General features: G+C 42.9%; 10 protein-coding genes. 5 read left to right on the top strand and 5 right to left on the bottom strand.

Translation table 11 applies throughout. The features are described 5' to 3' along the window. Positions 1-30: 30 nt before the first annotated feature. Positions 31-363: a PBPRA1643 family SWIM/SEC-C metal-binding motif protein gene (locus tag VA249_RS23800; protein WP_221072454.1), complete on the bottom strand. Its 333-nt coding sequence runs from the start codon at positions 361-363 to the stop codon at positions 31-33. 249 nt (positions 364-612) lie between these two features. Then, a complete protein-coding gene (locus VA249_RS23795) occupies positions 613-1,629 on the bottom strand; it encodes a helix-turn-helix domain-containing protein (RefSeq protein WP_221072452.1) in 1,017 nt (338 codons plus the stop codon). Positions 1,630-1,904: 275 nt separating this feature from the next. On the opposite strand from VA249_RS23795, the gene VA249_RS23790 reads away from it, so the two are divergent. The 5 genes from VA249_RS23790 to VA249_RS23770 all read left to right on the top strand — a co-directional run bounded on the left by VA249_RS23790 (position 1,905) and on the right by VA249_RS23770 (position 8,831). Then, positions 1,905-3,029, top strand: coding sequence for an AI-2E family transporter (locus tag VA249_RS23790; protein WP_221072450.1), 1,125 nt, complete (start codon positions 1,905-1,907; stop codon positions 3,027-3,029). Positions 3,030-3,098: 69 nt separating this feature from the next. Next, positions 3,099-4,160 (top strand): HlyD family secretion protein, encoded by a 1,062-nt coding sequence (locus VA249_RS23785; RefSeq protein ID WP_221072448.1) that lies wholly within the window; start codon positions 3,099-3,101, stop codon positions 4,158-4,160. Between the two features lie 11 nt (positions 4,161-4,171). Beyond that, the gene (locus tag VA249_RS23780; protein WP_221072446.1) at positions 4,172-5,173 is read left to right on the top strand and encodes a hypothetical protein; all 1,002 of its coding nucleotides are present in this window, start codon (positions 4,172-4,174) and stop codon (positions 5,171-5,173) included. 605 nt (positions 5,174-5,778) lie between these two features. Then, the gene (locus VA249_RS23775) at positions 5,779-6,822 is read left to right on the top strand and encodes an alpha/beta hydrolase (protein ID WP_221072444.1); all 1,044 of its coding nucleotides are present in this window, start codon (positions 5,779-5,781) and stop codon (positions 6,820-6,822) included. Positions 6,823-7,160: 338 nt separating this feature from the next. Next, entirely contained in the window at positions 7,161-8,831 is a 1,671-nt protein-coding gene (locus VA249_RS23770; protein WP_225927163.1) for a mechanosensitive ion channel family protein, read from the top strand. Positions 8,832-8,934: 103 nt separating this feature from the next. On the opposite strand, the gene VA249_RS23765 is transcribed toward VA249_RS23770, so the two are convergent. The 3 genes from VA249_RS23765 to VA249_RS23755 form a co-directional block, all read right to left on the bottom strand. Next, positions 8,935-9,861, bottom strand: a complete 927-nt coding sequence (locus tag VA249_RS23765; protein WP_221072441.1) for a LysR family transcriptional regulator — start codon at positions 9,859-9,861, stop codon at positions 8,935-8,937. 382 nt (positions 9,862-10,243) lie between these two features. Then, the gene (locus tag VA249_RS23760; RefSeq protein WP_221072439.1) at positions 10,244-10,894 is read right to left on the bottom strand and encodes a MarC family NAAT transporter; all 651 of its coding nucleotides are present in this window, start codon (positions 10,892-10,894) and stop codon (positions 10,244-10,246) included. Positions 10,895-10,930: 36 nt separating this feature from the next. After that, positions 10,931-12,322, bottom strand: coding sequence for a magnesium transporter (locus VA249_RS23755; protein WP_221072437.1), 1,392 nt, complete (start codon positions 12,320-12,322; stop codon positions 10,931-10,933). Between the last annotated feature and the right edge of the window lie 37 nt (positions 12,323-12,359).

Raw genomic sequence — 12,359 nt, 5'->3', positions numbered from 1 at the left:
AGCCGCTGATTGAAAGCGGCTTATTTGTCATTACGCACAGCACTTTTTGTATTTCTTGCCGCTACCACATGTGCATGGGTCATTTCTGTTTGGCGTTTTATCAAATACGGTTGTTGATGGCTTGTTTAGTAGTGTGTCTAACTCTACCGTATTCTCTTCTTGATTTGCATCTACGATGATTGTTGCGATGATGCTTTTCTCTTCTAAGATGGCTTCAATAGCTGCCTTACGCTCGTCAGATTGCACTGTTAAAGTGATTGGCGCTTCAGCAGTACCAGCTTTTACTGTGCGATTTACGTTGTAGCCTGATAATACGTGATTTTGCCTAGTTTCAATTCGGCCTTTGAAAAACAGTTTAGACATGCTGGAACTCTTTGTTTGTGAGTATCGAATAAAATGAGCGAGGATTATACGCATCATTATGAAATGATAAAGCGATACTTTGTGCTCTATGTGGTGGTTTGAATCGTTAAAAGCGCTGAAGATGAGTCCGCAGCTGTGGAATAAGTAATGTTCTTTAATTCGTCCTGTTTTTTTCTTTCACTTTTTAGCTGAATGTGTGTTTTATGTTGCTATAGAGGCCTCATCATTAATTGAATGTTCTTGAGGTATTTAGCAAGCATTATCTCCCATTAAAATTGATTTATGATACTTTTGAGGACTTAGACCACTCACTCGTTTGAATGCGCGAGAGAATTGAGATAAATCAGCAAAGGAAAGCTGTATCGCGATTTGCGTTAAAGGGAAACCCTCAGACATCATTTCTACGGCACAAGTAAACATAAGGCTATCTTTCAGAGCTCTGAAAGTCGCACCTTCATCAGCTAATTTGCGTTGTAAAGTTCGAGTGGACATATTTAAAATCTCCGCTGAACGTTTAACCGTTAAATCCAAATCTTTAGCGTAAGGATACAGCGCTGTATATACCTTATCAGTAAAGTTGGAATGCCAATTACAGTCTAATAAAGGCTTATTTAGTACATGAATAGGCAATGACAAAGCCGAATCAAGCACTTTATCTTCTATGTAAATCTCAAGTTTTGAATGGCCAACAAAGTACTGACAATCATCTGAAACCATGGCTTTATGGTGTTCAACATCTGAGGATTGCACTTTAATCTTAGAAGGCTGCCAATCTGTTCGCGACAGCATTCGTATTAACTCCACGATATAACTGATTGTATACACTTCAGACCAGATGAACTCGGAAGAGCGCTGTGGTTTTCTTTGAATCCAATACCATGCTTCGCGGTAGTTTACGTCCAATCCTACGTTAACGTTGGTTGAGTCATGAAGATAGATATGGCTGGTTAAGAGTAGTGCTTCTCTTACGGTCTTACAGTGCCTGAACTCTCCAATCAATCTTTGAACAGAATTGCGCTGAAGTGCCGTTTTCACTAAATGCCGAAACTGCTCGATGTCTAGTCTGTTACCCAGCAAAGACAATAGTTTTTTGACTGAATCGTGAGGTATAAACTCTTCACTCAGCTCCATCAGATGGGAGGGTAACCCCGCCTCTTTGATGATTAAATGTGGGTCAAAGCCTAAACTTTTATACCCTTTAATCAAGTACTGAGCATAACCACACTTAATCAAAGGGACCATAGTTTTGGTATTTGGTTCTCGCATTCTCATTCATCCAACTCAAAATCATCATTAGACAAATCGGAACAAAGAGCTTTGATTGGCGCAAAATGACAAACGGATTGGCATAGAAAATTTATCATGTTCAGAATTGTTGGTTTTATTGTTAATTAAGATTTTGAATTTGTTGTAAATGTGGGGCGTTTTCTGTCGGAATCACTCAGTATTACTCTACACTCATACAAGCATTAGCATGTTAGAAAGTAGGTGGACTGACGCGGTGATTGCAAGGGAACGTCACATTTGCTTAGGAGTTTAGTATGAAAAATAATGAAGATCTAGAAGTGGTGCTTTCTAAAGCTTTTACCAAGTCTTTGATTCGATTATCTACAATAGCATTCATCGTCATTGTTTGCTGTTGGGCGTTTCTACCTTTTTTACCTATATTGCTTTGGGCACTTGTGCTTGCTATTGCGCTTTATCCCGTGCGCCTATTTATCGAGAAAAAGACGAAATGGACCCCAGCGAGGAGTTCGACAGTCATTGCCCTTATAGGAGTGTTATTGCTAGGTGTGCCTACCGCTTTAGTAGGTAATGCATTTGCCTCCAATGTTCTTCTCGCCTTTGATGCCTATGAGGCTGGAACGCTCGTGGTGCCTGTTCCTGAAAACAGTGTTAAGGATTGGCCGGTCATTGGAACAAATCTTTATGAAACATGGAAAGAAGCCGCAACGGACTTTCCCGGCTTTGTCGAACAACGCCAACCTCAAATTAAGGGGGTACTGAATTGGTTTGTTGAAACAGCAAGTGGTGCGGCGAAGAGTGTATTCCTTCTTATCGGAGCCATCATTATTGCAGGAATCATGCTTGCTTGGGCTCAGCCAGCGACAACATCTATTAAGAAAATTTTCATCAGTTTCTCGGATGAGCAGCGTGGTGGTGAGCTTCATGCGCTAACGACAGCGACGATTCGCCAAGTTGCTATCGGGATCATCGGCATTGCGTTTTTGACGGCAATCGTTTTTGGTCTAACGGTTAACTTTGCTTCCGTTCCTGCTGCGCCGCTGCTTACCATCGTGGCACTCGTTTTTGCTATTTGTCAGATACCTGTCACGTTGGTTGCGATTGTTGCTTCAGTACTTCTTTGGTCTGGTAACGACACCTCGGCATTACACAATACCATCTTCACCATACTCATGATTGCGGCGAGTTTGACTGATAACTTCTTGAAACCTCTGGTACTTGGTCGAGGTTTGGCCGTCCCTATGCCGGTGGTATTGATTGGTGCGATTGGCGGTATGATGTCGGGCGGGATACTCGGTATGTTCATTGGCGCAGCATTCTTAGCGGCAGGCTATCAAGTTTTCATGGCATGGGTTGCGACAGAAAATGGCCGTGCAACTCACCCAGCCCTAGAGCAAAAAAGTCTAAGCTCTGAAAGATAACAGTTGATGAGAGTGGTAATACATTTTGCTGCTCTTCCTTTTCCTAATCGAACAGAGTGATTTTAATAAATGGACAGATTTGTAAAGATCGTAGTATGCCTTGCCGTCGTTGTTTTCCTTTGGTATGTCGTTGCCGATAGAACGACGCCATTCACCTCAAACGCTAGAGTTAAAGCTGTTGTAACACCAATCATTCCAAAGGTCAGCGGTACAATCATCGATGTACAAGCCGTGAACACCGAGGCCGTTCAAGCCGGCGCATTACTCGCTCGTATTGATCCACGTCCCTTTGAACTCATCGTCGAAAGAAGAAGAGCAGAGCTCGAACTTGCCACACAAGACGTCGGTGCTTCTTCTTCTGAGGTTCAACGAGCTCAAGCCCAACTCGCCCGCGCACAAGCGAGCCTTGAAAGTGTAAAGGTTCAAACAGCTCGATGGCTCGAATTGGAACGAAAAAAATTGATTCCAAAAGCAAAAGCGGATGAAGCAAGAGCTAACCTTTCTGATGCACAAAGCGCTGTTGATGTTGCTCAAGCTGAATACAACAGTGCAGCATCTCGTTTAGGAAGTGATGGGGAAGATAACCCAAAGGTGCGCTCAGCATTAGTGAACCTCGCCGAGGCGGAACTTGAGCTAACCTACACCGAGCTAAGAGCACCCTCATATGGCGGCGTGGTGAATCTCTCTGTCGCAACAGGTGCACAGGCACAAGCTGGTCAGCCAGTCATGACTTTTATTGACGGTAGGGATATTTGGATAGAAGCGTACATGACAGAGAATAACGTTGGGAAAATTAAACCAAGCGATACAGTGAGTGTCGTGCTTGATACTCATCCAGGCAAAGTCTTTGATGGGCAAGTTGAAAGCGTCGTCTCCGCGGCTTTTCATGATAACCTCGGTCCTGATGGGCTACCAAACCCTAGTGCGAACTCCAACTGGCTAAGAGATCCGCAGCGTTTCCCTGTACGAATTGTATTGACCGACTATCGTTCGGGGAATTCTGAAGATGATGTGAAATTGTTCCTCAATGGACAAGCTGATGTCGTTATTTATACCGGTGACAATTTCATTATGAATACACTTGGGGCGGCATACATCAGAATCATGTCTCTCTTCAGTTTCCTATATTGATGGGGCGAGTGATGTTGCTATCAGATCCAAAATTGAGGTATGGGTTACGTGTTACGCTTACCCCTTGGTTTGTATTTGTCTCCGGACTAGTGATTGGTTGGAAGCTCTCTTTTGTTGGTGCAGTACTGACAAGTTTGTTCATTCTGAGTCCGAAGCCTGTACCAGTAAAGTACGCCATGAAGCTAATCGCGGTTGCTTACATTTACATGGTAGGGTCTTGGTATTTATTTGCGACGATGCGGTTGTATCCCATTGCAACGCTGCTCACCATTTTTGTTGTGGTGTCTCTCTCATATAAAATACTGGTGGTTAAGAAAGACATACTCACCGTTGTGATGGCGCTTCTTGGTGCGTTGTTGATCCCACTGTTGATGAAATCTAATCCGGATATAGCCTGGGATTTAGCTGTCTGGTTGCCTAATAACCTTCTTATTGCGTGGATCGTCAGTAGCGTCGTCTTCTATTTACTTCCTCCAGATGATGCGACATCCACGGCAAAGTCTCCACCTAGTTTTGATGAATCAAGACGATGGCTAAGGCTAAGTGTTGCTTTTTTACCATTTGTAGCTTTCTCATTTATTACAGACAATGTCAGTGCATTCACTCTCACATATCTTGCTGTACAAATTACTCAGTTTGCCGCAAATTCGAGTAACAGCTCAAAGATGATAAAAGATGCAATCGTAGGAAATATCATGGGTGGGTTGATGGCTGTGATTGTCTATGAAATTGCAGTCATTGCACCTTTTTTACCACTTGTCGCACTCACACTATTAGTTTGTTATGCCCTGTTATCTCAACAATTGTTGAAAGGAAGCCCGCTTGCACCGACTGCCATGACGGCTTTTACTGTAGTTTGTGGTGTCTCTTTCGGGCCCATTATGAACGATGCAGAAGGGAAGATAATCGTCCGGCTTACCCAGATAGCTTTTGCAATGGCTTATATCTTTATCGCAATGCTGTTTGTCGACCGATTTATTTCTGAGAAGAAACCTAACGAAAATAATGCTTAGTATACAGTAAAGTTGCTCACAACAATCGATGCTATAGTGACCAGTGTTACTAATATTGGGCATTGGTTCAGTGACTTTTCTCTACCTGTTGTTATTCATGATTTACTAATGTTCAGTTGATCAACGTTTATTTTGTTCGGGTCCATTATGGAGAGCACTTTTGATTACCAAGGGCATTTCTAACTCGAAAGTGCCCCATTCCATACATCAAGCTAGAGTACTCGCTAATCGCAAAACAATTACGCTGACATAAGCCTACATTTTCTAATGTTTTGAACCAATATAAACTCAGCTTTTTGATAATGAGTTCGCCTAGCTTGTAATGTCTCAGAGCTAACTACTTAGTCTGATGACCAAGAAGAAAAAGAAGGCTAGGTAACTTACAAATATCATGGTTACAGGTAAATACTTCATGCTCAATCCTCACTTTTAATGGGTTGATTATGAATAATGCGATAGTTATAGAATAGGAATTAGAGAAATTCATAATTGGTCATAAGTGGCGTACAAATTTGAATTTCTCTAATTCATAGTCGCTATTATTTGAGCAGTTAATAATAGTTCCAGTTAGCCAACAGCGGCTTTAAAAGACAACTGGAGTTATTATGAAACTTAAACCACTACGCACTATCATTCCTGCATTGCTAATTGGCCTATCAAGCACAACGGTTCGGGCTGATATGGTAATGAAAGAGCGAACACTGCCAACCCCGGCAGGGATTTCGTCAGAGTTTGCTCAAATTTTAGAGAACAGAACGGTTCCAGCCCCATTGCCAGTGCCGACTAACACAGAAGAGTGGTTAACGCTGCAAACCCAGTTTGATGCGCCAGGAATCGAAGTTACCCGTAAAGCGCTAGAGCGTTCGGATGTTACTTATGAAACTAAACAAATTGCAGGTGTTGATACATTCTTTGTAACTCCAAAGAACGTAGCACCAGAGTATCAAGATAAATGGTTAGTTCACATTCATGGTGGTGCATTCGTTTTCGGTGGTGGAGAGGCTGCACTGCGTGAAGCGATATGGGTCGCTGATGGACTTGGGGCACAAGTGATTTCCATTGACTACCGTCAACCACCTTTACATCCATTCCCTGCTGCAGTTGATGATGCAGTCGCCGTTTGGAAAGAACTGATTAAAACCCAGTCTCCAGAGTCAACCGCTATGTTTGGTACCTCTGCTGGTGGTAACTTGACCTTGGCGACAACACTCAAATTACAAGAGTTAGGCGTGCCGACACCAGGAGCACTATTTGCTGGTACGCCTGCGGTTGATTTGAAAGAGACATCAGATTCGTGGCTCACTCTTCAAGGGCTTGATCCTCTTGGTCAGCGAGCTGGGATGATTGACGGAACATTTAAACTTTATGCTGCTGGAGAGTCACTTGATAACCCAATTATCTCCCCAATTTATGCTGAGATTGATGAGTTCCCACCAACGATCTTTATTTCGGGCACTCGTGATCTATTGCTCAGTGACACCGTTCGCATGCACCGCTTATTGCGCAGCGTGGACGTAGAAACCGATCTTCATATCTACGACGGCCAATCTCATGGTGATTATATGAATAGCCTTTTATTTGATATGCCGGAGTCAGATGATGCAATTAATGAACTAAGGAAGTTCTTTAATCAGCACATTAATCATTAATTAAAGAGATCTTAAGCAGACAACTATTCACAGGGATGTGGCTTCTTATTTTAGGAGGCTGTGATGACCAAAGTATTCACTTCTATTTTCAGGTGTATCGTTTCGCTATTACGTGCGAGTTACCATTATTCTCAACATCAATCCACATCTGATCATTCATATTCAATAGCGCCGATGCTGGACTTATCCGAACAGACTAGCAGGAGAAAAAGGTGATCAGAATACTATTCAAAACACTGTTTGGGTTGTGCTTAACGATATTCAGTTCATTAGCGACTTCAAGCACAGTCCTGGAGCTATCAGACACCTCAAGCCCAAAAAAGACTCTTGCAAGTTTTATGAGAGATTCTAACGTTGTCATTGAACACTGGCAGCAAGAGACATTAGATTCCAAAGAAGCCCAATACGCCTATTCACAAGTTCAACGAACCATGGATCTCTCTATGGTGCCAAATCGCAGTAGAACCGTTGTGGTGATGGAAAAAGTGATTTTACTGAGGGAATTACTTGACCGAATAGACCAAAAGACTCTATTGCTTTCTCCTAGTCTTGATCAAGTTGTAGAGCAAGGGATTGATCACTGGCGATTTGGAAATACGGAAATCGTCATCTCACGTCAGTTGGAGGAAGACCGTAGTGACCAGTTTTTATTTAGTTCAAGTACCATCCAGAGTTTACCTCGTTGGTATCGTTCGATGTCAGCGTCACCGTATTATGAAGAGCACCGTTCCGATTATTATCAAGAGTTTCTGATTAGCCCAGGCCCACTATTTTCAAAGCAATTTATCTTATCGTTACCTCAATCGTTTAAAAAGCTTCATGGCCCTTTACCTTTATGGCAATGGTTTGCTCTTGGTGGAACCCTCATCGTGTGTCAACTGCTAATGAAAGTCAGTTTTCATTTGGGGGAGCGTTGGAATCAGCGCTGGGAGAGTAGGGGATTGAAGTGGCGTATGGGGAGATTGTTCGCACTCGTTGGTGTTGTGAACTTACTCTTTATCGCAAGATGGATAATTGACGATGGTGTATGGATTACAGGGGGTGTTTACCAACTGTTCACCACCTTATTTTTGCTTGCACAATTTTTCTTTGTTTCATGGCTTATCATGGCGATATTTAACTATTTAGCCAACATATACGCGTTTAAAAAGCATCAAGGTAAGCATGTGGATTCATCATTGATTACGGTACTTGCCCGTATCTTTGGTGGCCTTACAATTGTTATTCTTGGTGTTTATGTTATTGAGTTCATGGGTTTTTCTATATCACCAATTCTTGCTGGTTTAGGTGTTGGTGGTTTAGCTGTTGCTTTGGCGGTTCGACCGATCTTAGAAAATGTAATTAATGGTTTAACGCTCTATGCGGATGGTGGCGTGAAGCTTGGTGAGTTTTGTCGATATGGGGATAAGCTTGGCACCATAGAGAGTATTGGTTTACGTTCAACACGTGTCCGAACCTTAGAACGCTCTTTGATTACTATCCCCAATTCTGAATTTGCCAATATGGAAATTGATAACTTAGAACGACGTGATAAACGACGTATGGATCATATTATTCGGCTCCGTTCAGAAACGACACTTGAACAGCTGCGGGTACTTATTGTTAATATTCGCCGTTTGTTATTGCAGCACCCTATGATTGAAGAAGAACCAGTTCGGGTTCGATTGATGGGCGTAGGGGAGTACTCCATTAATATCAATATGATGGCTTACATTAGTTGTCGTGACCATGAGGAGTTTATGGCCGTGCAAGAAGATATTCTGTTCGCAATGCTGACTCAGGTCGATAGCGTTGGCGCGAAGATTGCGCATTCAACGCAGTACCAGTTGTTTGATAAAGTATCAGCAGATAACCAAGAACAGAAGCAGAAAGCGGAGCAAGTGGTTGCTCAGTGGCACGAAGACCAAACTTTCCCGTTCCCTGATTTCAGTTATGAATATAAGTTCGAAATTAAAAATACCATCATGTATCCAGCAGCAACCTCTGCGGTACGCCCATCTTCGGCTTAATGTAATCTAGGTATTGTGTACCGAAAGCGATCTATTGGTCGCTTTCGGTAATAGATATCTTAGTGGATAGTAAACGTAACCCGCTGAGACTGATGAGCCAGTATTAGTCTGGTTGCACTACGCTATCAAAGAAACTTTGCATGGTTTGATGAAGTAGTTGATGGAGAGGGAAGCCTCTTTTGGATTGGAGGTAGCCCCCTTCAATTCCAATTTGGCGTAACTCTTTAGGCAAATTAGGAAGTGGATAACAGCTCAACTCGGGTTCATTTTCGGTCATAATGCGGCTACCAAAAGAGATGGCGTCAGTATTTCTAAGTTTGCTGAGTAGAACGGTTAGGCTGTGCGTGGAAAGTGCCATGTTTGCTTTGTAACCCTTAGAAATGTAAACATCTTCCACAGGGGCTCTTTTGGTGTTAATGCCATCAATCATTATTCTAGTGAGTGGTAAATGATGAATGTCTTCCCATTGACTACTTTTTTGCAATACAGGGTGATCTTTGCGCGCGATTAAACACAACTTTACTTCCTGGAGCTTATGTAAGTAGATATCTTGTGGTAAAGGGATACCCGCAAGCTGTAACAAATAGTCCACTTGACCATTTAACATTTCAGCCAGGTTTTTGTCTTGCCAATACACCATTTTGAAGCTTGCACGCGGTAAGGCTTTTTGTAGTGCTTCAAAGATGCGATCCCCATACAGTTCGAGCAAAAATATGTTCAAGGCAATGGTGATTTCACCAGTAAATTCTTTTGGATCAAAGTTGTGATAGGACTCAACCACTTTTATCAAAGGGGAGTACATTTCATCTGCCGCTTCGGCTAGTTTCTCTGCTAGCTCAGATGGCTCAACCCCGTGAGCTTTACGAATAAAAAGTTGATCGCCAAACGTCTCTCTTAACTTAGCCATCCCTCTACTGACACTAGTTTGTGATATACCAAGCTTGTCTGCTGCGGCATGAGTATTACGAGTTTCAACAACCGCCTTGAGCAACTTGAGCAGATTTAGGTCTAAGTCTTGAAGTTCTTTCATGAGTTACCCTTCGTAATGATGTTTGAAAGCATTATTTAAGAATAAGGGAAATTGGTCTTTGTTCAATAGTTTAGGGATGACATAGGTTAAAGAATATTTGACTCGCCCCGCAGGATGAGCTGTGAACAGAAGTTCGCTTTCAAATAAAGGTGTGATTTTACGAGGGTAAGCAAAAGGAGGGCTAACAACACCCGTGTTACAAAAGGAATATTAGGATTTTTAAGTGGAATATGAGGGTTGAGTTAGAGAACATAGGTTTTGTTCGGCACATTTAAGTGATTAATGAACCAAGTATATGGAGCGTCGATAGATAATAGAATCAATAGACATAAAAATCCCCAACCACAATTGGCTGAGGATCAAAACTGGGCTGTTTGTTTACTTATAAAAGTTCGTTGATCTCAAGAACGATTTCTTGAATCCCGAGAGTGAAAAACTGCACTCCCATACAGATCAATAGGAAGCCCATAATTCGGGTAAATGCGTTAATGCCATTTTGACCAAGCGCTTTGAGCAGAGGGTACGCCATAGTTAATGTGAAGGTCGCAGTAAGTGCGACGAGAGCAAGCCCTGCGACGACACCACCATAGACGCTAGTCATACTTGTATGGTTTTCATAAGTAGCAATTTGAGCGGCTAGGCTGATGATCATCGCCATAGAACCTGGGCCACACAATGAAGGAATGGTTAAAGGTACCAGTGCAATTGAATCTTGTCCGGAGGGGGAGGCTCCATTGTCGGGGCGAGGAAACAGCATATTGAAACCAATCGCGACAATGATGATGCCACCACCTAAACGTAAGCTCGGTATTGAAATACTGAAGAGTTCGAGTACCGATGCACCAATGAAGAAGGTGATGCACAAGGCAATGAAAAGATAGATTCCAGTTGTTTTGGCTTGCGACACAATATAGCTCTTATCTCGACCTTTGCTCAAACCGAGTAAAACCGTTGCTGCTGCGGGTGGGTTCATGATGGGTAACAGGCCAAGAACCGTGAGTGTCATATAGGTGAACAATGTTTCTAAATGCATAGGAATCCCCATTTTGTGGTGGAAAAGCAAGTTAAATCACAGCAAAAAGGCGTGTGCTAGATACAGAACACTGAAGAACGAAATTGCGTCGGTTAAGGTTGTCAGCATTGGGCTTGACAGCATGGCTGGGTCGAAGTTGAGCCGTTTTAGTAGCAATGGCAATGTACCTCCAATCACGACAGCAAGAGTGGAAGAAAGTGTGTAAGCAATCGCGATTACCATTGGCAATCCGGAATGACCCCCGCCAAGCGTGAATAGCGTAAGCAGAGCCAAAACTCCACCAATTAGCATTCCATTGATCGCGCCGATTGGAATCTCTTTCACCACTACATACAGCAGATCTTTGGCTGAGATCTGTCCCATCGATAATTCACGTATTGATACTGCAACGGATTGATTCCCAGCTGCACCAGAAAGATTGGCGACAAGCGGCAACACGGCCGCTAAGACGGCAATTTGTTCAATGATGGGTTCGTAAATCGCAATGATTGAAATCGCGGCATAACTTAAAGCGACTGAAGGCAATAAAAAGGCGAGTCGACGTAGGTTACGTTTTAGTACTGGCATGGTGCGAGACTCATCACCACCGAATACTCCAGATTGCTCCAGCATTTGCTGCTTAGAACGTTGATACAGAGCTTCATTGAGATGCTTAAATCCGACGATCCCAATTTGGAACCCTTGTTTGTCAACGATCGGAATAACGGGATGCAAAGTTGTATCCAAGGTGCTTTTTATCGTATTGAGGTCAGTTTCAGGGCTGATAGTTGGCAATGTGGCATCGATATACTCCTTTAGGAACGCACCGCGTGGTAACAGCAATACATCTCGAATCTTAAGTCCACCCAAATAGCCACCTTTAGTGTCATGCAAGTAAACGTAGCGCCACTCTAGACGATCTAAGCTGTGTTCTTCCGTGTTTAATATGGCGCTCAAACTATCAACGGTTGCGTCTTCTTCCAGTTTGAGGACTTCGCTCTTGCAAATCCCTCCCGCAGAGTCTTGTGGGTATTTCAGCGCAGCACGCTCCTCGTCTTTCCATACTGGTGGTAGCGCATGTTTGAGGAGTTTTGTTAGATCGCTGGGCAGTTCATTGAGCAGTAAACGACGATCAGCAGAATGTAAATGCTGAAACAATACAATGGCTCGGTTTTCTGGCAACTGGCTGAACAACCATAGCAGTTCAGAGTCTGAAAAGTGATCAAGTAAGTTGGCAGCAAGGCTTGGGTTTACTTCGCTTAAGAGAGTCCAAGTGGCGATACGTTGCTGGTCAGAGAGTTTCCTTAATACTGATGGCAGTTCGACGGGTTCAGCCTCTAGAAGTGTTTGATTCAGTCGTTTCGCCTTTCTTAGAGTGAGAGACTCCAGTATTTTGAGGTACAGCTTTTCCGCCCCTTCTGATGAAAAAGCTAATGTGATTAATGTCATATGTTAGACCTTTGACAATAAGTGAGAATACGATTGA

It is taken from the genome of Vibrio alfacsensis (assembly GCF_019670485.1).
In the GTDB taxonomy this organism is placed as follows: Bacteria; Pseudomonadota; Gammaproteobacteria; order Enterobacterales; family Vibrionaceae; genus Vibrio; species Vibrio alfacsensis.
Note: the sequence above shows the minus strand (reverse complement) of the source record. Positions and strands in the feature narration are given on the sequence as shown.